The following is a 19,804-nucleotide window of genomic DNA, read 5'->3' as shown; positions in this document are numbered from 1 at the left end:
GTCATGGAGTTCAACCGCCTCGGCCGCTCCGGCCTCCACGTACCCGCCCTCGCCTTCGGCGCCGGGACCTTCGGCGGCTCCGGCCCGCTGTTCGGCGCCTGGGGCGACACCGGCGCCGATCAGGCCCGCCGCATGGTCGACATCGCCCTCGACGCCGGGGTGACCCTGTTCGACACCGCCGACGTCTACTCGGACGGCGCCTCGGAGGAGGTCCTCGGCGCGGCCCTCAAAGGCCGCCGCGACCGGGCGCTCGTCTCCACCAAGGCCGGGCTGCCTTCGGGCGAGGGCGCCAACGACGCCGGGGCCTCGCGATTCCATCTCGTCCGCGCCGTCGAAGCGGCCCTGCGCCGTCTCGGGACCGACTACCTCGACCTGTTCCAGCTGCACGCCTTCGACGCGCGGACACCGGTCGAGGAGACGCTGTCGGCCCTCGACGACCTGGTGCGCGACGGGAAGGTCCGCTACGTCGGCGCCTCGAACTTCGCCGGATGGCAGCTCCAGAAGACCCTCGACGCCGCCGACCGGGACGGCCGTCCGCGCTTCGTCGCCCACCAGGTCTACTACTCGCTCGTCGGCCGCGACTACGAGTGGGACCTCATGCCGCTGGGCCTGGACCAGGGCGTCGGCGCCCTCGTGTGGAGCCCGCTCGGATGGGGCCGCCTGACCGGGCGGATCAGGCGCGGGCAGCCGATCCCGGCGGGCAGCCGCCTGCACGAGACCGCGCGGTTCGGACCGCCGGTGGAGGACGAGGCGCTGTACGACGTGGTCGACGCGCTCGACGCGATCAGCGTCGAGACCGGCCGGACCGTGCCGCAGATCGCCATCAACTGGCTGCTGCGCCGCCCCACCGTCGCCTCGGTGATCATCGGCGCGAGGAATGAGGAGCAGTTGACGCAGAATCTCGGGGCGATCGGATGGGAACTCGAACCCGAACAGGTCGCACGGCTCGACGAGGCGAGCGCGCGGACGCCGCCGTATCCGCACTACCCGTATGTGCGACAGGAAGGTTTCCACCGGCTGAGCCCGCCAGTGGTGGCGGGCGCGGGATTCTGAGCGAGCGCGCGCCGTACCGGCACTACCGGTAGGTGCCGCAGGAAGGCTTCCACCGGCTGAGCCCACCGGCGGTGGCGGGCGCGGAGTTCTGAGAGGCGATCGAGGACCGGAGCTTTCGCTCCAGCCCTCGCTCGTTCCTCGAAAGCCGCTCAGCCGCCGCTGAGGCGTCCGGCGACCGCCACGACCCGCTTGGTCTGGATCGCCACCGCGACGCGGTTCTTCTCCCCCACCGGGCCCTTGCCGCCGATGTGGCTGGCGCCGTAGGGGTTGCCGATGTCGAGGTCGAACTGGAGGGGGTCGGTGTAGCCGGGGCTGACGATGATCGCGCCCCAGTGGTAGAAGGTGTTGTTCAGCGCCAGGATGGTCGACTCCTGGCCGCCGTGGCTCGTCTGCGTCGAGGTGAAGGTGGACATGACCTTGTCGATCAGCTTGCCCTGCTGCCACAGCGGTCCGGTGGTGTCGATGAACTGCTTGATCTGCGCGGTCGGCAGCCCGTACCGGGTCGGGGTCCCCCACAGCACCGCGTCGGCCCATTCGAGGTCGTCGAGCGTGGCCTCTTCGAGGTCGGCGCTGGCCTCGTGGTGGTTCGCCCAGGCCTCGTTCGAGGCGATCGCCTCCGGCGGCGCGAGTTCCTTGACCTTGCGCAGGCGCACCTCGGCTCCGGCGTCGCGGCCCTCCCGCTCGGCCGTCCGCGCCATCTCGTAGACGTTCCCCGTCTGCGAGTAGTGGATGATCGCCAGGTTCACCATGTCGGTCCCTCTCCCGTGGTTCAACGGTGGAAAGTGGTCGAGAATCGGTCTTGACCCTCGCACAGTCGCGGGCATAGTGTTGCCCGCGCAAGACATTCCAACCATCGGCAACACCTCGGCAAGGGGAGCAAGTTCATGCTCGACATCCTGGTGGTCGGCGGCGTCGGCGTCGACACGATCGTGCGCGTGCCCGAGATCGCGATCGGCGAGGGCGACTCGCTCGGCGTGGAGCCGATCCGCGACTACGTGGCGCACACCGGCAACGGCGTCGCGCTCGGCTGCCTCCACCTGGGGATGGCGACCCGCTTCATCGACTTCATCGGCGAGGACGAGCAGGGCGCGCTCATCAAGCGCCACTACGAGTCCCACGGGCTCGACTTCCGGTACCTCGTCTCGCCGGACGGCACGCCGCGGTCGGTGAACCTCGTCGACGCCGAGGGCCGCCGGTACTCCTTCTACGACGGTCGCCACCCCGCCGACCTGCGGCTGCCCGTCGAGTTCGCCGGCCCGCACCTGGCCGAGGCGAGGCGCGTGCACGTCTCGATCACCAACACCAACCGGGACCTGCTCGACGCGATCCCCGAGGGCGTCCCGGTCTCGACCGACCTGCACGCCTGGGACGGCGAGGCCGAGCACCACAAGGCGTACGCGACGCGGGCCGACATCGTGACGCTCTCGGCCGCCCGGCTCGGCGACCCCGAGAAGACGATGCGCTGGATCCTCGACCACGGCCGGGCCGAAGTGGTCGTCGCGACCGACGGCGAGCGCGGCGGCTACGTGATGGAGCGCGGCGGCGCCGTGGAGCGGTACGCGCCGGTCGACCCGGTGGCGCAGCTCGCCGAGGTCGCTCCGGCGTGGGCCGCGTGGCGGCCGGTGGACTCCAACGGCGCGGGCGACGCGTTCGTCGCGGGCTTCCTGTGGGCGCGGAGCAGGGGCGAGGGCCTCGACACCGCGATCGACGCGGGCCGCGTCTCGGGCGCTTATGCGTGCGCAGAGAAGGGCACCAGCACGGCCTTGATCACCGAGGCGCTGCTGGCCGCGAGCGTCGCCGCGCTGCGCGCCTGAGCTACTGCCCCTCGCCCTCCTGGCCGGCGGTCATGGCCTTCGCGCGGGCGATGACGTCGTCGAACGGGGAGGGCTCGGAGGGGATCGTGCGGATCTCGCGGCGCTGCTCGGGCTGGATCACCAGCATGAACAGGGCCCCGACGAGGCCTGCGACGACCGGCGTGCCGATGCCGATCTCGGTGGCGGGCCACTGCCCGGTGGAGGAGCCGGTGGTGATCAGGTAGGCGGCCCACACCGGGATCGACCAGGCGCCGGCGAGGATGATGAGGTCGCGGCGGCGGCGCAGTTCGGGGCGGATGAGCCAGACCAGGAAGTCGAGCCACGCGCCGGAGACCACGAAGATCCACACGTACTCGCCGTTGGCGAAGCCCGTCAGGGCGCCGGCCATGACGGCCGGGTAGGCGAAGGCGACGGTGAAGAAGCCCATGGGCAGCTTGAAGCGGCCGCTGGCCAGGACCACGACGGCGAGGACGAACACGGTCGTCGCGACCATGGCGGCGACCGGGGCGGCGTCGAAGTGGTGCGGGCCCGCGAGCGCGTCGGCCACGTCGGCGGGGATCTTCGTGAAGGGCACCAGGTAGTTGAGGAACAGCACGATCGCCGAGAGGGCGTAGCCGAGCGCGAGCGCCGGCGCGGCCATGCGGACTTCGAGCGGCACCGGCTCGGGGTCGACCGCGAGCGCCTCGCGCTTCCAGGCGGCGAGCCACGGCGCGGCGGCGATGAGGACCCCGCCGATGGCCAGGCCCAGGTGCGAGGGGCTGAAGAAGATCGCGAGGTCGACTTCGACGCCGTGCACCTGGTGCCAGATGAGGTCGGCGACGCCGGCGACGAGGAACAGCGGGGCGCCGACGATCGCGGGCCCGTAGCCGTACGGCACGGCGGACCTGCCGGTGCGCCCGTCGGCGCGGTGGGCGCGCACGAGGATCCAGGCGATCCAGGCGGCGGTGGCGGCGAACCCGGAGTAGAACACCAGGTGCCACCAGGTGAAGAAGGATTCGTTCCAGCCTCGCGCGTGGGCGTTGACGTCCAGGATAAGGCCGCCGAAGAACCAGGCCGAGAACGCGGCCGTGATCAGGTCCTGCCACCAGGTGGCGAAGATTCGGGGCTGCCGGGAGTCCGTCAAGAGGTGCATCTTGTACTCCAGCAATCGGTCCAGGGGGGTGATGGCCATGGACTCATCATGGCCCACCCGGACCAGCCGCGCAATTCCCGCTCCGTCACCGGACCGGCACGCTGAACAGCGGCGGCGTCCGCTCGACGGCGCTGCCGCGGGACTACGCCTGGGACGCTTCGGCTTCGGGGCGCTTGAGGGTGAGGACGCGGGTGACGGGCCCGTCCTCGTTGGGCTCATCGCGCACGTGGACGAAACCGAGCTTGGCGAGCAGGGCGAGCGAGACGGTGTTGGGCGCGGCCACGGTGGCGTGCACCTCGGTCAGGCCCAGTTCCCCGAAGCCGTAGTCGACGATCGCCTGCGCCAGTTCGGTGCCGAGCCCGCGACCCCAAGCGGAGACGGCCAGGGCGTAGATCAGCTCGTGGCCGCCGGAGACCTCGGTGGGCTTGATCTCGGCGTGGCCGATCAGGCGGCCCTGCTCCCGCACGGCCCACACGTCGAAGGCGTGCTTCTCGTAGACGTTGGGGAAGACCCGCCAGAACAGCGCCCGGTTCGCCTCCTCGGGCTCGGGGCCGTCGCCCATCCACTGCGCGACGCGCTCGTCGCCGAAGAGCGCGACGAAGTCCTCCTCGTCGGCGGGCACGTACGGTTCGAGCACCAGGCGCTCGGTGCGGATCACGGGAGTCACGCGAAGCGATGTTGCCACGGGCCGGAGCCCGTGGCAACGCGTTTTCAAAGCTCCGGGCTAGGGCACGAAGCGCACCAGGAACAGCTTCGGCCATTCCTTCCCGGTGATGTAGAACTCGCCTTCCTCTTCGGCGGCGGCGATGCCGTTGAGCACGTCGGCGCCCGCGGCCTCCTCGGGCGTGAGCAGCCCGGCCGCGTCCACGACCGCGCCGACCTCGCCGGTGGCCGGGTCGATGCGCACGATCCGGTCGGTGAGCCACAGGTTGGCCCAGACCTGGCCGTCGACGCATTCGAGCTCGTTGATCTGGAAGACCGGGACGTCGTCGAGGGTGACCTCCACCGAGCCGGTCTCCTCGAAGGTGACCGGGTCGCGGAAGGTGAGGGTCGCGGAGCCGTCGCTCATGACCAGGCGCTCGCCGTCATAGCAGATCCCCCAGCCCTCGCCTTCGTACTCGACGGTCTCCTTGACGTCGAGCGAGACCGGGTCGCGGCGGTGGGCGACGCCCTCCTTCCAGGTGATCTGCCACAGGTCGTCCTCGGTGAGGGTCAGGCCCTCGGCGAACTGGGTCGCGGGGAGGTCCTGGGAGAGGAGCACGTCGCCGGTGCCGGGGTCGGCGATGCGCACGTCCGAGGAGCCGTAGAGGCCGGCGCTCTCGTAGAGGACCGTGCCGAACTCGGGGTGCTCGGCCAGTTCGAGGCCCTGCGTGAACGAGGTCCCGTCGTGGTCGAAGGCCTCGATGACCTCGACGGTCAGCTCCTCCACGGCCTCGTCTTCGGGCGGGCTGGTGTGGCCGGCGGCCTCGGCGTCGGGCGTGGCGCAGCCTGCGAGCGCCAGGAGCCCGACCGCGCCCAACGCGGCGGCCCGGCGGGTCGTGTGCTTCTCATCGAACACTGAACTCATCTCCAGGTGGTACGGGGGTGATGCTTCGTACCGTACTGGTCAGGCCAAAAGAGGACAAGTGCTCGCAACAAGCCGATCGCGGCGCGGGGCGTTCAGGCCTTGGCGCGCCAGCGGGTCACGGTCGCCGAGACGGTGACGGTGACCGGTTCGGGCAGCGCGGCCACGGCCGCGGCCAGGGCGCCGGGGTCGAGGTGGCGGGCGCTGGGGCCCATGCCGACGAGCCGGTGGACGTCGGTGCGGGCCAGTTCGATCGGGTAACGGAGCTCGTCGGTCCGCTCGGCCTCGAAGGAGGCGCCGAGCTGGTCGGCGGTCCGCTGCGGTTTCGCGGGGTCGACGCTCAGCAAGTCCAAGGCGTCGACGAGTTCGCGCAGGTGGTCCTGACGGGGGGTCAGGACGACCAGCACGCCTCCGGGATGGAGGACGCGCGCGATCTCGTCGGCGTTGCGGGGGGCGAAGACGTTGAGGACCGCGGCGGCGGCGCCGTCGCGCATCGGCAGTCGCTGCCACGCGTCGGCGAGCACCGCGGCGAGTCGCCCCGGGGAACCGGGGTCTCGCCGCGGTGCGTCCGGGATCTCGCGGCGGGCGCAGCGGCGGAGCGCGTACTTGGAGGTGTCGAGGCCGACGCCGTACCGGTCGGGGTCGGCCGCGAGCGCGGCGGCGAGGTAGTGGCCGGTGCCGCAGCCGGGTTCGGCGAGGACGCCGGGAGCGTCGGTGCGCGCGGCGGCGGCCACGGCGGCCATGAGCGGGTCGTAGACGCCCGATTCGAGGAAGTCCTCGCGGGCGGCGACCTGGTCGGCGGTGTCGCCGGTGGTGGCGTTGGAGCCGGGGGCGAGCAGGGGCGCGTAGCCCTGCTTGGCGAGGTCGAAGGAGTGGCCTTCGGGGCACGAGAGGCGCCGGCCGTCCTGGGCGAGGGCGCCGCCGCAGTTGGGGCAGGCGAGCGCGTCGAGCGCGGGCAGTGGACCGTGGGTCAAGGTGCCGCTTTCGGATCGAGGAGGCGCACGAACGCGCGGAAGGCCGCGGGCATGTCGAACGTCTCGGGCTCGTGGAGCCACTGGAACTGGAGACCGTCCATGATCGCGATGACGAGCGGCGCGGCCTCCTCCGGGGTGAGCCCGGACGGGAGCCGGTCACCCCATTCCTGGCGCAGGGTCGCGGTGTGGGCGACGCGGATGCGGCGGTAGCGCAGCCGGAAGTACTCGGCGGCGGGGTGCTGCTCGGTGACCGACTCGCCGAGGAGCGCCGAGAAGGTGCGGACGATGGCCTCGCGGTGCGCGTTGGCGTCCACGACGCCCATGGTCGCGGCGATGGTCATCGGCTCGGCGATGGTGTCCCTCCCGCCGGTGTCGGTGCGCTCGCGGAACTGGAGGACGCCGATGAGGAGGTCCTCCTTGCTCGGGAAGTAGTGCAGGAGGCCCTGCTGGGTGAGGCCGACCTTCTCGGCCACGGCCGCGAGGCTCGCGCCCCGGTAGCCGCGTTCGGCTATGACCTCGATGGCGGCCCTTACGATCTCGTCGCGCCGGGCCTCGCCTCGGACGCTGTGTCGGGTGCCGCGCTGACTGGGCATGGGGGCCTCTCGTTCCGGACGGACGTCCTCGGTGCTCAAGCATAGAGTGTCACAATTCGGCAACGGAATCTACCTGTTGGTCGGTAACCGTGGCACACTCCAAGGCGTGACCCCCGCCGCGCCGGAGCGGAGCGGACCGCAAGCGGTGGATCGGCCGCCGCTCCGGCGCGGCGGGGGCTCCTGCGCGACACGGCGCCGCGAGGCGGCGCCCGAGCGCCGGAACCACCGACCCCCCAAGCGAAAGGAAGTGCCCGGCCATGAGCGATTGGACCGTCCCGGCCGACCGACCCGAGTACGCGAGCGCCGTCGAGGCGGCACTGGAGCGGCTCGACCTGGAGACGAAGGCCGAACTGCTCGCCGGCCGCGACATGTGGCGGACCGTCGCCGTCCCCGAGGCGGGCCTGCGCTCGATGACCGTCTCGGACGGCCCCATCGGCGTGCGCGGTCGCTTCTGGACCGTCGCCGACCCGTCGCTGGCGCTGCCGAGCCCGACCGCGCAGGCCGCGTCCTGGGACCCCGAGCTCGTGCGGCGCATCGGGCACCTGCTCGCGGCCGAGGCCCGCCGCAAGGACGTGGACGTGCTGCTCGCGCCCACCGTGAACCTCCACCGCTCGCCGCTGGGCGGGCGCCACTTCGAGACCTTCAGCGAGGACCCGTACCTGACCGGGCGCATCGGACAGGCCTATGTGGCCGGGCTCCAGGAGCGCGGCGTGGGCACGACCATGAAGCACTACGTGGCCAACGACGCCGAGACCGACCGGTTCACCGTCGACAACGTCATCGACGAGCGGACGCTGCGGGAGCTGTACCTGCTGCCGTTCGAGATGATCACCGAGGCCGTGCGCCCGTGGGGCGTCATGACCGCCTACAACTCCGTGAACGGCACGACGATGACCGCGCACAGCGCCCTCATGTCGGTCCTGCGCGACGAGTTCGGCTTCGACGGGTTCAACGTCTCCGACTGGGGCGCCGCGCGCCACACCGTCGAGGACGTCCGGGCCGGGCTCGACCTGGCGATGCCGGGGCCGTTCACGATCTACGGCGAGCACCTGGTCGAGGCGGTCTGGGACGGCCGCGCCAGTGAAGCGGACGTCGACGCCGCGGTGCGCCGGCTGCTCACGCTCGCCGCCCGCGTCGGCGCCCTCGAAGGCGTCAAACCCGCCGTCGAAGGCACCCCCGAGATGCCCGACCGGCCCGAGGAGCTGCTCCGCGAGATCGCCCGCCGGTCCTTCGTGCTCGCCAAGAACGACGCTCCCGCGGGCGGCGCCGCGGCGCTGCCGCTGCGCGCCGACGTCCGGTCCCTCGCGCTCATCGGCCCGGCCGCGCACGAGGCCCGCATCCTCGGCGGCGGCTCGGCGACGGTCTTCCCCGAGACCGTGGCCTCCCCGCTCGACGGGCTGCGCGGCGCGCTGGGCGACCGCGTCGTCTACGCCCAGGGCGTGGACCTGTTCGAGCAGATCACGGCCGCGAACCGCGGCTTCTCGTTGAAGGTCAGGCCCGTGAAGGAGGACGGGACCGAGCTGGAGGCCCAGCCGCTCGCGAACGGCGACGTCAAGTGGATGGGCTACGTGCCGGGCATGGAACCCGACGAGCTGCACCACGCGATCGTCGAGGGCGAGTACACCGTCCAGGTGACGGGCGAGCACGTCTTCGGCACCAGGGGCGCGGGCCGCCACAAACTGGTCCTCGACGGCGAGGTGCTCTTCGACGGCGCCCACGTCTTCGCCGGCGACGACCCGTTCGAGGCGTTCTTCGGACCCGGCGTCGAGCGGGCCGCGGTGCACCTCGAAGCGGGGCAGACAGTGACGGTGCGCCTGGAGTACACGCCGGACGCGTTCCCTCCCGGCTTCCCGCCGTCAGTCCTGTTCGGACTCATGCACGCCGAGCCGCGGCCCGACGAGGAGCGGCTCATCACCCAGGCCGTCGAAGCGGCCCGAGACGCCGAAGTGGCCGTGGTCGTGGTCTCCACGACCGCGCTGACCGAGTCCGAGGGCTCCGACCGGCGCGACCTGCGCCTGCCGGGACGCCAGGACGAACTCGTCGCGGCCGTCGCGCGGGCGAACCCGAACACGATCGTGGTCGTCAACACCGGCTCGCCGGTCGAGATGCCCTGGGCCGAGGACGTGGCGGCGATCCTGCTCACGTGGTTCCCGGGCCAGGAGGGCGGCAACGCGCTCGCCGAGGTCCTGCTCGGCGCCGAACCGGGCGGGCGACTGACGACGACCTGGCCGAAGACCCTCGCGGACGCGCCGGTCACGCAGGTCGCGCCGAACGAGGCGGGCGAGCTGCACTACGAGGAGGGCGTCTTCATCGGCTACCGCGCCTGGGAGCGGCGCGGCGGCGCGGCCCCGGCCTACTGGTTCGGGCACGGCCTGTCGTACACCGACTGGGCGTACGAGGAGCTCACCGTCGAGAACGACCGGGTCAAGGTCCGGGTGCGCAACACCGGGGACCGGGCCGGACGCGAAGTGGTGCAGGTCTACCTGGCGCCCGAGGAGGGCGTCGAGGTCGAGGGCGGCATCGAGGCCCACCGCCTGGCGGGCTTCGCGGCGATCAGCGCGGAGCCCGGTGAGGCGGTCGAGGTGACGGTGCCGCTGGAGGAGCGCTCGTTCCAGGTCTGGGACCACGGCTGGACCACGGTGCCCGGCGAGTGGACCGCGAAGGCGGGCCGCAGCGTCGCCGACCTGCGCCTCGAAGGCGTCGTCAAGCGCGCATGAGCAAAGGCGGGCGAGGACCGAAGTCCTCGCCCGCCTTCACGTCAAGGTATTCAGAAACCGGCGGAGTCCTCTCGGAGCGCGCGGTCGCTGCGGACCGGGGTGGCGACCCCGGCCGAGTCCCACGGCTCGGCCTTCGGAGGCTCATCGGCGCTGGCCGTGAACTTTTCGATGATGTCCCCGAACTTGGTGCCCTTGATCTTGTCCTGGGCCACGTTCGCGGCCTTCTCGCCCTGCGTGCGCACCGACGAGGCCACTTGCTGGACCCTGTCGTTGCCGGTCACGCGCCTGGCGTAGTCGGCGATCTGGTCGTAGCGTTCACGCCCGGCCTTCGCCCCCAGGACGTAGCCGATCGCGAGCCCGGCTACGAGATACCACTTCCGCATACTTGCCTCCCCCGGCCGACCCTTGGGCCGGACGCTGCCTCGGTTTACCTGTGCAGTTCACTGTGCGTTGCCGCATACAGCGGCCATTCTGCCCCATGAGGGGGTTCCCCCGGGGCCCATGCGTGAAACGCGTCGCGAGCCACCGAATCCCGGGGCGCGATCGGACCCGGACCACACCCACCCCGGTGGCGCGCGCCCGCGCCGGTCCTGTACTGTCGTATCCGGTTCGCAAGGCGGAAGCCGAGCTAGGACCCCTTCCCCAATAGCTCAATTGGCAGAGCAGCCGACTGTTAATCGGCAGGTTCTTGGTTCGAGTCCAAGTTGGGGAGCCACACCAGAGATATCCGAACCCCGGGCACGCGAAACCGCCCCGGGGTTCTTCTCGTCTCACCGGTCGGCGCGGAAGCGGGCGAGTTGGCGCGAGCGCCGGTAGCGGTCGATTGCAAGGGCTACGGCCGGTGGGCGGGGCGGGGTGTCCTTGCCGCTTCCCATCGATTGGAGCCTTCCGGTGATCGCGGCCTGCACTGCTGCGGCCCGGATCGGCTTGGAGCGGATCAGCGAGCGCGGCGGCCGGACCGGCGCGTCGTCACCGGCGAGCCACCGTTTCGGGGCCTCGGGTTGTTGTGCGAGGGCCGTCGCGGCGCCGGCGAGGGCGAAGCCGCGCTTGACGACGCGTTCGGCGGCCTCGCGGCGGCGGATGCCGCCGGTGAGCATGAGCGGCACGGGCGTCGCATCGACCAGTCGGCCGGCGAGGTCGATGAGGTAGGCCTCGCGGGCCAGCGTGCTGTGGTCGGGGGTCCGTTCTGAAGAGGTCAGCGACTCGATGTTGCCGCCGGAGAGCTCCACGAAGTCGACGGTGTCGCCGAGCCATTCGACGACGTGGCGCGCGTCGTCGATCGCGAAGCCGCCGCGCTGGAAGTCCGCGGAGTTGAGCTTGACCGCGATGCCGAAGCCGGGTGCGGTGCGGTCGCGGACGGCGTCGATGATCGCCAGCAGCAGGCGCGCCCGGTTCCGCAGCGACCCGCCCCATTCGTCGTCGCGGCGGTTGACGAGGGGCGAGAGGAACTGCGAGACGAGGTAGCCGTGGGCGGCGTGGATCTCGACGCCGGGGAATCCGGCCCGCTGGGCGAGTCGGGCGGTGGTCGCGAACCGGTCGATGACCGCATGGATGTCGCCGGTCGTCATCGGCGTCGGCGCGGGGTAGAGGCGCGAGAGCGAGCCGATGGCGACCGGCACGGCCGAGGGCGCCAGCGCGAGGGCGCCGGTGTCGCGCAGGACCAGGCGGCCGGGGTGGTTGATCTGCATCCACACCGGCGTGGTGCCCGCGGCCGCGGCCCATCGCCGGAACGGTTCGAGGTCGCTGGCCTCGTCGAGCACGACATCGCCTGGCTGGGCGACGGCCCGGCGGTCGACCATGACGTGTCCGGTGAGCAGGAGTCCTGCTCCTCCCCTGCCCCACCGCCGGTAGAGCCGCTCCAGGCGCTCATCGGGTTGCTGCCCGGGTCCCGCGAGCTGTTCTTCCATGGCGGCCTTGACGATGCGGTTTCGAATCGAGCTCCCGCTCCGCAGCGGCAGCGGGTTGTCGAGTGCGGACATGCAAACTCCTTCAAGCCTTGAACTACTTGAAAGAGTACTACAAGTCTTGAACTAAACCTGTGCCCGCCTGTCGAGCTCGGCGACCTCGTCGACCTTCGCCAGGACCTCGGAAAGAGCCCGCAGCTGCGCAGGCGCCAACGCGGCGAACGGCGTGATCGCCAGCGCGGCCTCGATGACCTCGCCGCGGACCCGCTCGCCTTCGGCGGTCAGCGCGAGCACGCTCGACCGGCCGTCCTGCGGGTCGCGCCGCCGCTCGACGTAGCCGCGGTCTTCGAGCTGCTTGGCGATGAACGTCAGGTTGGAGGCGTTGCAGTGCAGACGCTGCGCCATCACCCGCATGGGCGGCGCGGGCGATTCGGGATCGATGGCCCAGAGCGCCTGAGCGGTCTGGTACGTGAGCCGCAGCCGGCTGAGCACCGGCTCCAGTCGCGTGCTCGTGATCATCGAGATCTCATGAACGGCACGCACCACACCCAACAGATCATCCATGCCCCCATTGTGAACCAGGGCGATTTCAGGCGACCGGACTCAGCCCCATCCGCACCTTCGAACACGATTCGAACCTCAGCATACCTGGCTGTTCCTGCGAGGCTGCTCATGTTCCCCGACCTTCGACGGTCCTATCTCGGCGCTCACTCCTCGGGCTGTCGACGGGCTCGTTCCCAGGCCAGAGGCTCGGTTCCGAGGACCTCACGGGCGAGGCCCCGCGCGGTGTCGGTCTTCAGCGCGGCGAGACTGCTGTCGATCCAGCGCCCGACTGTGATGACGCCCTGATGGCCGTACTCCACCGCCTGGATCAGGCATTCCAGCTTGTCGGCGTCTTTGGCGCAGATCGCCTCTGGAGTCTTCCCCGACTCGAACTCGGCGATGGCGTCGCGAACCGTCGCGCTAAGGGACTCAAGGCATTCCGCGGTCTGATCGGCTACGACATCCAGCGCATCGGCGGCGGTGAGGTAGTCGCGCCCGATCTTCGGAATGTCGCCGATGCGGGTCTCGGGGGTGTCATGGAGGACGCACAGCATCGCGGTCCGGGCCGGATCTGCGCCTTCGAGACTGGCGATGACCATGCCGGTGACCGCGGCCCGCCAACTGTGCTCGGCGATGCTCTCGGGATCGCGGACGCCGGCGATCCACCACCCCGAACGCCGAGCCCGCTTCAGCATCCCCGCCTCGAACAAGTACCCGGCAACCCCGGCGAGCTCGGTCATGTCATGCCCCTTCGCTAGCGAATTCCGAGAGCGGAAAGCCCATCGGCGATCGAGCGTAGTTCCGACCGAGAGCGCTCGGAAACCCGCCCGCTGTCGGCCAACGCTTCGATACGCCCCGATAGAAGCGCCGAGGTCGCCGGATCATCGATGACGAGGCCGCGCTGCGATCGAAGCAGCAACCAGAGGTTGTGGATGTTGAGGTCGACGAGCGGATGCTCTGCCGCGAGACGCTCGACCAGATGCGGATACATCCGGGCCCCGCGCCACCGCAAGCCCCGACGGACCATGAAACCGTCATCGCCTTCCCTGTCGGCCAGGTCGCCGACCCAGTAAGCGGTGTAGTTGAGCGCGGCCGTCTCGCAGTCCTCGCTCGAATGAGTGTTGGCGATGAAAGTTCGAAGCGGCTCGGGGTCGCCTCGGTAGGCGCGGGAGACCGCGTAGGACCGGGCATCGGCCCATGAAGGGCTCCAGGATTCGCTGCGGACGAGATATCGAGAGGCCTGGGCCGAGAGTTTGGCGGGCGCGTCGAGCCCGGCGAGGCCCGCGGGAAAGCACGCCTGCCTGCGCAGCAGGACGCTCGCCTCCGTCCTGGGCCGGTATTCGCTCAACTCGAGCAGGTTCGATTGCAGGCGGCGGCGGTCGGCCGTGCCGAGTTCCGGCTTGTCGGGACTCGGTCCACGCCGCTTCGCCGGTTGCAACCGCTCAACGAAGCGAGGAGCGGTGCCGGTGAGCGCCCAAGCCACCAGCTCTGTGACCCGAAGATCAATGACAGTGCCGCTGAGCGGATGATGTTCGATCTTCGCTGCCAGCGGCGCTGACGCGCCGCTCACGATGAGATCGGCCTCGACGGCGACCGCGAGCAAAGCCACCAGTTCGGCGTCTGCGCCGAGTCGGAGCAGTGACCGACTGATGCGCCGAAATTGGGCCAGGGTCGCGACCGACAGTTGCCGACGGCCGATCACCCATCAGACCGACTTTCGGGTCCTCGGCGAGTGGGAGACCGTCAGCGGGAACCGGCTCATGCTCAAGACGCGCCTCAAGACCGGGTCCGCTTCGATCTGGCTGGACTACAACGGCAAACCGATCCGGATCGGCTATGCGCTTCATGCGGGCGGCGTCCTTCGCCAAGTCCGCTGGGAGGCGCCTTGGCGGGATCAAACCCGAGCATGGAAGACGCAGCAACGCAACCACATCGCCGCGCTCATCGCCGCCTGGCACGCCGAGAGCGCACAGCCGCCCCGTCCGGCCGTGCTGCCGCCCAGCGTCGTCGGCACCTTCGACCTCGACGGCTTTCGGTTCGCGGTCGAAGGCGCTTCGGCGCAAGAGCACTCGGTCCTCAGCGTGGTCAACGCCCAAGGATGCCTGACCCCGATCGCGGACCTCCTCCATGACAACGGCCGAGTCTGCGCCATGGTCACCCGGCCCGGCTGGTCTAGGGCGTGTTTGGGATTCCCCGGTGAGTCGGTATCCGAGTCCATTTGTTCGCTCGCAGTGCACATTTACGGCTCGCAAGCGTCGCCGAGTCCGCGGAAGGCCTTCCCGATACCGGTGTTGTATCGGGAAGGCCGACAACGAAGCGAGCGGGCAAATGGGCCGGATAACGGCCGCCTGGGATTCCCAAACACGCCCTAGCACCCCCGGCGAGCGCAAACGGCACTGGCGCCTCCAAGCCGAGGCGATTCTCGCTCGAGCGGCCGATGAAGGCCGTCTCTGAACCTTCCCCTTCAGCGGGGCCGCCGAGGTGGGCGGCGGCCCCGCCCCCACAACCGGGCTCCCGGCGCTGCGGACACGCGCCTCCGAGCCGCTACTTGTCGGGCGGCTAGGTGGGGGTTTAGGGTTCGGGGCACCGCTTTCGGAAGGGAACTCATGGGCGATCCTCAGTTGGCTGCGTTGGCGCAGCGGTATTTCGATCTTCACCTGGCCGACAATCCGGTCTCGGCGACCTTTTATGGGATTCCCGGGTACGACCACCTGCTGCCCGATCCCAGTCGGGACGGGGATGCGGTGCGGCTCGGGCACCTCTCGGAGGTTCGGGACGGGCTTGACGGCATCGATGTCTCTGCGCTCGTCGGGCAGGATCGGATCACGTTCTCGATGCTCGGGCGGCTTGTGGAGGACCAGTCCGCGAGCATCACGGCGGCGCTCGGGGAGGTCGGGCTCTCCAACACCATCAGCGGGCCGGTCTCCTCGATGCTCTCCGCGCTGCCTCGGGTCACGCTCGACTCCGAGCAGCGCAGCCGGGACTACCTCGTGCGGCTCGGTTCGCTCGGAGGCTATTTCGAGACGGTCCTGGAGCGGTACCGGCAGGCCGGTGCCGAAGGGCGCCACCAGACCCGGCACGGGGTCCTCGCCGTCATCGAGCAGATCGACGACTACCTGGCGACCGAGGTCGACTCCGACCCGCTCGTCGCGCTCGAGCCGACCGGCGTCGACGCCGCGGACTGGAAGGCCCAGGCGACTGCGTTCGTCGCCGAGCGGGTCCGGCCCGCGCTCGCGCTCTGGCGGGCCGCTCTGGAGACCGAGTTCCTGCCCGTGGCCCGCGATGACGAGCACGTCGGGGTGTGCCACGTGCCCGGCGGCGTTGAGGGTTATGCGGCCCTCTCTCGGCAGTTCACCACCACGGACCTGAGTCCTGAAGCGGTGCATCGGATCGGGCTCGACGCGGTCGAGCGGCTTCGCGGGGAGTTCTCCTCGATCGGGTTGCGGGCCTTGGGGACTTCTGAGGTTTCGGAGGTCATCGATCGGCTTCGCAACGACCTTTCGCTTCGGTACGAGAGCGCGGACGAGATCCTCGCCGATGTCACCTCGGCGCTCAAGCGGGCCGAGGCCGCTCTGCCTTCGGCGTTCCTCCCCTACGACATCGCCCCCTGCGACGTCCAGGTCATCCCCGAGGCCGCGGCCAAGGGTTCCACGCTCGCGTATTACACCGTCCCCGCCTCCGACGGGTCGCGGCCCGGCACGCACTGGGTCAACACGTACGAGCCCGAGACTCGGGCCCGGTACGAGTACGAGGCGCTCGCCTTCCACGAGAGCGTTCCCGGGCACCACCTCCAGTTCGCCCTCGGCCAGACCCTCGAAGACCTGCCGCAGTTCCGGCGGTTCGGCTACGTCACCGCGTTCGGCGAGGGCTGGGGCCTGTACACCGAGCGGCTCTGCGACGAGATCGGGCTCTACAGCGGCGATCTGGCGCGGCTCGGCATGGTCTCCTTCGACGCCTGGCGGGCCTGCCGCCTCGTGGTCGACACCGGGATGCACGCCTTCGGCTGGTCGCGGCAGCGCGCCATCGACTACATGCGCGACAACACCGCTCTGTCGGAAGTGAACATCGCCAACGAGGTCGACCGGTACATCGCGTGGCCGGGCCAGGCCTTGGCGTACATGATCGGGCGCAGGCACATCGGGGAGCTGCGCACGCGCGCCGAGCGGGAGCTCGGGGACGCGTTCGACCTGCGGCACTTCCACGACCGCATCCTCTCGAGCGGCTCGATTCCGCTGGCGACCATGACCGAGATCGTGGAGGCGTGGATAGCCGAGGCCTCGTTACCCGATCGGGGAGCGAAACCGCACCGGCGCCGGATTCCAGATCCGGCGCCGGTCTTTTTGCGCTGCAAGGTGATCGCATTGATCGCGGCGGCTTGAGCCGGCGTGACCACCGTGCGTTGTCAGATTGGCGACAGACAGTGCCGCAACAGTCCTGCACGATATGAACGCGGCGGTGGCTCCCCCCGGGCGCCGCCGCAACCTTCTTCCCGGCCGCCGGTCACGGCAGCGCCGGATGCGCCGACTGCCTGCGGCGCGGCGTCCCCTGAGGACTCGGTGACGCCGACAATCCATGGCAAATGCCGATTCAGTGCCTTCAGCGCAAGTATTCGTGGAGAACATCACCATTTGGGACGAGCCCTATTGCCTTCGGGTCACTTAGGTTAGGCTAACCTACACGTTCCCCGGCCCTCACGACAGTCCCTCCGCGAAAGGACCCCCCGTGCTGACCAGCGCCGATCTTCGTCCGACTCCCGTGCCTCCCAACCGGTCAGAGCCCTCCGCTCTACTGGGGCGCGACTCGGCGGCCGCGTACCGCGGCCTCATCGCCGACGTCGCCGGACGACTCGCCGAACGGTTCGCCGCCGTCGAACGACCCTGGACCGGCGCCGCCCCGGCGGACCTGGGACCGGCCGTCGCCGCCGTGGACCTCGACCGGCCCCTGGAGTCCTTCGAGGACGCGTTCGACGAGGTCGGCGAGCTGTACCTCAACGACGCCGTCTGGTTCCACCACCCGCGCTACCTCGCGCACCTCAACTGCCCCGTCGCGCTCCCGGCCGTCGCCGCCGAGACGGTGCTCGCCGCCGTCAACACCTCGGTCGACACCTGGGACCAGAGCGCCGGCGGCACCTTCATCGAGCAGCACCTCATCGAGTGGACGGCCGCGCGCATCGGGCTCGGCGCCGACGCCGACGGGGTGTTCACCTCCGGTGGGACGCAGTCGAACCTGCACGCGCTCCTGCTGGCGAGGGAGGAGGCGGTCGAAGGCGTCCTGCTCAAGCACCGCGTCGAGACCGGCACGCCGCTGCGCGGGGTCGAAGTGCTGCCGCGGCTGCGGATCTTCGCTTCCCCGCACTCGCACTTCTCGGTCGTCAAGGCCGCCAGGCTCCTCGGCCTCGGCGAGGACGCCGTGGTCACCGTGCCCTCCGACGACTGGTTCCGGATGAACCCGGCCGCGTTGGACGCCGCGATCGAGTCCTGCCGCGAGCAGGGCCTCGTGGCCGCCGCGGTGGTCGCCACCGCCGGGACCACCGACTTCGGATCGATCGACCCGCTCGGCCCGATCGCCGAAGTCGCCGCCGCGCACGGGGTCTGGCTCCACGTCGACGCCGCCTACGGCTGCGGCCTGCTCGTCTCGCCCGAGAACCGGGGCCTGCTCAACGGGATCGAGGCGGCGAACTCGGTCACCGTGGACTACCACAAGTCCTTCTTCCAGCCCGTCAGCTCCTCGGCGCTCCTCGTGCGCGACCGCGCCTCGCTGCGGCACGTCACCCACCACGCCGACTACCTCAACCCGGCCGAGGCCGCCACGCCGAACCAGGTCGACAAGAGCCTCCAGACCACACGGCGCTTCGACGCGCTGAAACTCTGGATGACCTTGCGCACCTTGGGACCCGAAGCGGTCGGCGCCATGTTCGACCGCGTCTGCGACCTCGCCGACCGCACCTGGGACTGGATCGCCTCCGACCCGCGCTTCGAGGTCGCCGCACCGCCCTCGCAACTGTCCACAGTGCTGTTCCGCCTCGCCGGAGCCGACGACGACACCCACCGCCGCGCCCGCGAGGCCCTCGCGGCCTCCGGCGAGGGCATGGTCGCCGCGACCCGCGTCGAAGGGCGCATCGCGCTCAAACTGACGCTGCTCAACCCCGAGACGGGGCTCTCGGACATCGTGCCGGTGCTCGAAGCGCTGGCCCGCCACGGCAAGAGCGTCCAGGAGGCCGCGTGAGCGTGCACGACTTCATCGGGATCGGCCTGGGGCCGTTCAACCTCGGCCTCGCCGCGCTCACCGCCCCGATCGAGGACCTCGACGGGATCTTCCTGGAGCGCAAGGCGGACGTCGACTGGCACCCGGGGATGCTCATCGAGGGCACCACCATGCAGGTGCCGTTCATGGCCGACCTCGCGACCCTCGCCGACCCGACCTCCGAGTTCTCGTTCCTCAACTACCTCAAGGCGAACGGCCGGATCTACCCGTTCTACATCCGCGAGTCGTTCTTCCAGCTCCGCGCCGAGTTCCAGGACTACCTCCGGTGGGCCGCCGGACGCATGACGAACCTGCGCTTCGAACGCGAGGTCACCGCCGTCGAATGGGAGGACGGCGCCTACGCCGTGCGCTCGGAGGGACCGGGCGGCGAACGCGTCGACCGCGCCCGCCGGATCGTCCTGGGCACCGGCACGCCCCCGTGGATCCCCCCGGCCTGCCGCGACCTCGAATCCGACACCGTCTGCCACGCCTCCTCGTACCTGGAGCACCGCGACCGCCTGAAGGCCTGCGGGTCGATCACCGTGGTCGGCAGCGGCCAGAGCGCCGCCGAGATCTACCGGGACCTCCTCGGCGACATCGACGCCGGCGGGTACGAGCTCAACTGGGTCACCCGCTCCCCCAGGTTCTTCCCGCTGGAGTACACCAAGCTCACCCTGGAGATGACCAGCCCGGAGTACGTGGACTACTTCCACGGCCTGCCGCGCGAGCGCCGCGACGAGCTCAACGCGGCGCACAAGGGCCTGTACAAGGGCATCAACGCCGAGCTCATCAACGAGATCTACGACGTGCTCTACGAGAAGCGGTTCCGCCTCGGCACCGTCCCGACCAGGCTGTTCACCAACAGCACGGTCGAGAAGGCCGCCGGATGCGGCAGCGTGCGCCTCGGGATCAGGCAGCACGAGCAGGACCGCAGCTTCGACCTGCTCACCGAGGGACTGGTGCTGGCGACCGGCTACAGTTACCGTGTCCCCCGCTTCCTCGATCCCGTGCGCGACCGCCTCCGCTTCGACCCGACCGGCCGCCTGGAGGCCCGCCGCGACTACAGTGTGGACGCCGCCGGCGCCGGCGAGGTCTTCGTCCAGAACGCCGAACTCGCCACCCACGGCTTCACCGCCCCCGACCTCGGCATGGCCGCCCACCGCAACTCCTGGATCATCCGGTCGATGACCGGCCGGGAGGTCTACCCGGTCGAGGAGCGTATCGGTTTCCAGGAGTTCGGAGCACCACCGTCGTGAGAAGGGCACAG

At 70.4% G+C, this 19,804-nt stretch carries 18 protein-coding genes and 1 tRNA gene; 8 read left to right on the top strand and 11 right to left on the bottom strand.

The annotated features are described in order from the left end of the window. Nucleotides 1-3: 3 nt before the first annotated feature. Nucleotides 4-1,053: an aldo/keto reductase gene (locus tag IF12_RS0110985; protein ID WP_030157985.1), complete on the top strand. Its 1,050-nt coding sequence runs from the start codon at nucleotides 4-6 to the stop codon at nucleotides 1,051-1,053. Between the two features lie 149 nt (nucleotides 1,054-1,202). Here IF12_RS0110985 and wrbA read toward each other — a convergent pair whose 3' ends face one another. Then, on the bottom strand, nucleotides 1,203-1,802 hold the full coding sequence (gene wrbA, locus IF12_RS0110980; RefSeq protein WP_030157983.1) for an NAD(P)H:quinone oxidoreductase: 600 nt from the start codon (nucleotides 1,800-1,802) through the stop codon (nucleotides 1,203-1,205). Between the two features lie 135 nt (nucleotides 1,803-1,937). Between wrbA and IF12_RS0110975 the strand changes: the two genes are divergently transcribed. Further along, on the top strand, nucleotides 1,938-2,867 hold the full coding sequence (locus IF12_RS0110975; RefSeq protein ID WP_030157979.1) for a carbohydrate kinase family protein: 930 nt from the start codon (nucleotides 1,938-1,940) through the stop codon (nucleotides 2,865-2,867). A gap of 1 nt (nucleotide 2,868) precedes the next feature. Here IF12_RS0110975 and IF12_RS24050 read toward each other — a convergent pair whose 3' ends face one another. The 5 genes from IF12_RS24050 to IF12_RS0110950 all read right to left on the bottom strand — a co-directional run bounded on the left by IF12_RS24050 (nucleotide 2,869) and on the right by IF12_RS0110950 (nucleotide 7,130). Further along, nucleotides 2,869-4,038 carry a hypothetical protein gene (locus IF12_RS24050; RefSeq protein WP_030157977.1) on the bottom strand — a complete coding sequence of 390 codons (1,170 nt, stop codon included), beginning with the start codon at nucleotides 4,036-4,038 and terminating at the stop codon, nucleotides 2,869-2,871. 103 nt (nucleotides 4,039-4,141) lie between these two features. Further along, complete coding sequence (locus IF12_RS0110965; protein ID WP_030157975.1) at nucleotides 4,142-4,666, bottom strand: GNAT family N-acetyltransferase; 525 nt, start codon at nucleotides 4,664-4,666, stop codon at nucleotides 4,142-4,144. A gap of 57 nt (nucleotides 4,667-4,723) precedes the next feature. Next, the gene (locus IF12_RS0110960; RefSeq protein ID WP_081913489.1) at nucleotides 4,724-5,566 is read right to left on the bottom strand and encodes a glutaminyl-peptide cyclotransferase; all 843 of its coding nucleotides are present in this window, start codon (nucleotides 5,564-5,566) and stop codon (nucleotides 4,724-4,726) included. Between the two features lie 92 nt (nucleotides 5,567-5,658). Next, a complete protein-coding gene (locus IF12_RS0110955; protein ID WP_030157971.1) occupies nucleotides 5,659-6,537 on the bottom strand; it encodes a putative RNA methyltransferase in 879 nt (292 codons plus the stop codon). Beyond that, the gene (locus IF12_RS0110950; RefSeq protein ID WP_030157968.1) at nucleotides 6,534-7,130 is read right to left on the bottom strand and encodes a TetR/AcrR family transcriptional regulator; all 597 of its coding nucleotides are present in this window, start codon (nucleotides 7,128-7,130) and stop codon (nucleotides 6,534-6,536) included. Before IF12_RS0110950 ends, IF12_RS0110955 begins: the two co-directional genes overlap by 4 nt. A gap of 257 nt (nucleotides 7,131-7,387) precedes the next feature. Between IF12_RS0110950 and IF12_RS0110945 the strand changes: the two genes are divergently transcribed. Then, nucleotides 7,388-9,847 carry a glycoside hydrolase family 3 protein gene (locus IF12_RS0110945; RefSeq protein WP_035748825.1) on the top strand — a complete coding sequence of 820 codons (2,460 nt, stop codon included), beginning with the start codon at nucleotides 7,388-7,390 and terminating at the stop codon, nucleotides 9,845-9,847. Nucleotides 9,848-9,897: 50 nt separating this feature from the next. Here the strand turns inward: IF12_RS0110945 and IF12_RS22945 are convergent, their stop codons facing one another. After that, complete coding sequence (locus IF12_RS22945) at nucleotides 9,898-10,230, bottom strand: hypothetical protein (protein WP_035748823.1); 333 nt, start codon at nucleotides 10,228-10,230, stop codon at nucleotides 9,898-9,900. Nucleotides 10,231-10,486: 256 nt separating this feature from the next. Here IF12_RS22945 and IF12_RS0110935 point away from each other — a divergent pair. Then, a tRNA-Asn gene (locus IF12_RS0110935) sits at nucleotides 10,487-10,562 on the top strand. A 55-nt stretch (nucleotides 10,563-10,617) separates the two neighbouring features. Here the strand turns inward: IF12_RS0110935 and IF12_RS0110930 are convergent. The 4 genes from IF12_RS0110930 to IF12_RS0110915 all read right to left on the bottom strand — a co-directional run bounded on the left by IF12_RS0110930 (nucleotide 10,618) and on the right by IF12_RS0110915 (nucleotide 13,903). Continuing rightward, nucleotides 10,618-11,826 (bottom strand): 2,4-dienoyl-CoA reductase, encoded by a 1,209-nt coding sequence (locus IF12_RS0110930; protein WP_030157962.1) that lies wholly within the window; start codon nucleotides 11,824-11,826, stop codon nucleotides 10,618-10,620. Between the two features lie 51 nt (nucleotides 11,827-11,877). Continuing rightward, a complete protein-coding gene (locus IF12_RS0110925) occupies nucleotides 11,878-12,315 on the bottom strand; it encodes a MarR family winged helix-turn-helix transcriptional regulator (protein WP_030157960.1) in 438 nt (145 codons plus the stop codon). A gap of 143 nt (nucleotides 12,316-12,458) precedes the next feature. Then, on the bottom strand, nucleotides 12,459-13,034 hold the full coding sequence (locus tag IF12_RS0110920) for an HD family hydrolase (RefSeq protein ID WP_030157957.1): 576 nt from the start codon (nucleotides 13,032-13,034) through the stop codon (nucleotides 12,459-12,461). Between the two features lie 14 nt (nucleotides 13,035-13,048). Continuing rightward, on the bottom strand, nucleotides 13,049-13,903 hold the full coding sequence (locus IF12_RS0110915; RefSeq protein WP_051704253.1) for a hypothetical protein: 855 nt from the start codon (nucleotides 13,901-13,903) through the stop codon (nucleotides 13,049-13,051). Between the two features lie 151 nt (nucleotides 13,904-14,054). Here IF12_RS0110915 and IF12_RS24045 point away from each other — a divergent pair, with 151 nt between their 5' ends. From IF12_RS24045 to IF12_RS0110900, 4 genes are all read left to right on the top strand, one after another. After that, nucleotides 14,055-14,666 (top strand): hypothetical protein, encoded by a 612-nt coding sequence (locus IF12_RS24045; protein ID WP_133884379.1) that lies wholly within the window; start codon nucleotides 14,055-14,057, stop codon nucleotides 14,664-14,666. Nucleotides 14,667-14,900: 234 nt separating this feature from the next. Then, nucleotides 14,901-16,673 carry a DUF885 family protein gene (locus IF12_RS0110910; protein WP_051704251.1) on the top strand — a complete coding sequence of 591 codons (1,773 nt, stop codon included), beginning with the start codon at nucleotides 14,901-14,903 and terminating at the stop codon, nucleotides 16,671-16,673. Nucleotides 16,674-17,019: 346 nt separating this feature from the next. Next, complete coding sequence (locus IF12_RS0110905) at nucleotides 17,020-18,519, top strand: aspartate aminotransferase family protein (protein ID WP_369807680.1); 1,500 nt, start codon at nucleotides 17,020-17,022, stop codon at nucleotides 18,517-18,519. Then, a complete protein-coding gene (locus IF12_RS0110900) occupies nucleotides 18,516-19,793 on the top strand; it encodes a lysine N(6)-hydroxylase/L-ornithine N(5)-oxygenase family protein (RefSeq protein ID WP_030157948.1) in 1,278 nt (425 codons plus the stop codon). Before IF12_RS0110905 ends, IF12_RS0110900 begins: the two co-directional genes overlap by 4 nt. The last annotated feature ends 11 nt before the right edge of the window (nucleotides 19,794-19,804 follow it).

The organism is Glycomyces sp. NRRL B-16210 (assembly GCF_000719515.1).
Taxonomy (GTDB): Bacteria; Actinomycetota; Actinomycetes; order Mycobacteriales; family Micromonosporaceae; genus Glycomyces.
This window is presented reverse-complemented; position numbering and strand designations above follow the sequence as displayed.

What these genes read in the sequence shown, in the direction of transcription:
- IF12_RS0110960 (WP_081913489.1), bottom strand. Translation starts at nt 5,566, where the DNA reads ATGAGTTCAGTGTTCGATGAGAAGCACACGACCCGCCGGGCCGCCGCG.
- IF12_RS0110930 (WP_030157962.1), bottom strand. Translation starts at nt 11,826, where the DNA reads ATGTCCGCACTCGACAACCCGCTGCCGCTGCGGAGCGGGAGCTCGATT.
- IF12_RS22945 (WP_035748823.1), bottom strand. Translation starts at nt 10,230, where the DNA reads ATGCGGAAGTGGTATCTCGTAGCCGGGCTCGCGATCGGCTACGTCCTG.
- IF12_RS0110910 (WP_051704251.1), top strand. Translation starts at nt 14,901, where the DNA reads ATGGGCGATCCTCAGTTGGCTGCGTTGGCGCAGCGGTATTTCGATCTT.
- IF12_RS24045 (WP_133884379.1), top strand. Translation starts at nt 14,055, where the DNA reads ATGCTCAAGACGCGCCTCAAGACCGGGTCCGCTTCGATCTGGCTGGAC.
- IF12_RS24050 (WP_030157977.1), bottom strand. Translation starts at nt 4,038, where the DNA reads ATGGCCATCACCCCCCTGGACCGATTGCTGGAGTACAAGATGCACCTC.
- IF12_RS0110985 (WP_030157985.1), top strand. Translation starts at nt 4, where the DNA reads ATGGAGTTCAACCGCCTCGGCCGCTCCGGCCTCCACGTACCCGCCCTC.
- IF12_RS0110950 (WP_030157968.1), bottom strand. Translation starts at nt 7,130, where the DNA reads ATGCCCAGTCAGCGCGGCACCCGACACAGCGTCCGAGGCGAGGCCCGG.
- IF12_RS0110975 (WP_030157979.1), top strand. Translation starts at nt 1,938, where the DNA reads ATGCTCGACATCCTGGTGGTCGGCGGCGTCGGCGTCGACACGATCGTG.
- IF12_RS0110925 (WP_030157960.1), bottom strand. Translation starts at nt 12,315, where the DNA reads ATGGATGATCTGTTGGGTGTGGTGCGTGCCGTTCATGAGATCTCGATG.
- IF12_RS0110920 (WP_030157957.1), bottom strand. Translation starts at nt 13,034, where the DNA reads ATGACCGAGCTCGCCGGGGTTGCCGGGTACTTGTTCGAGGCGGGGATG.
- wrbA (WP_030157983.1), bottom strand. Translation starts at nt 1,802, where the DNA reads ATGGTGAACCTGGCGATCATCCACTACTCGCAGACGGGGAACGTCTAC.
- IF12_RS0110945 (WP_035748825.1), top strand. Translation starts at nt 7,388, where the DNA reads ATGAGCGATTGGACCGTCCCGGCCGACCGACCCGAGTACGCGAGCGCC.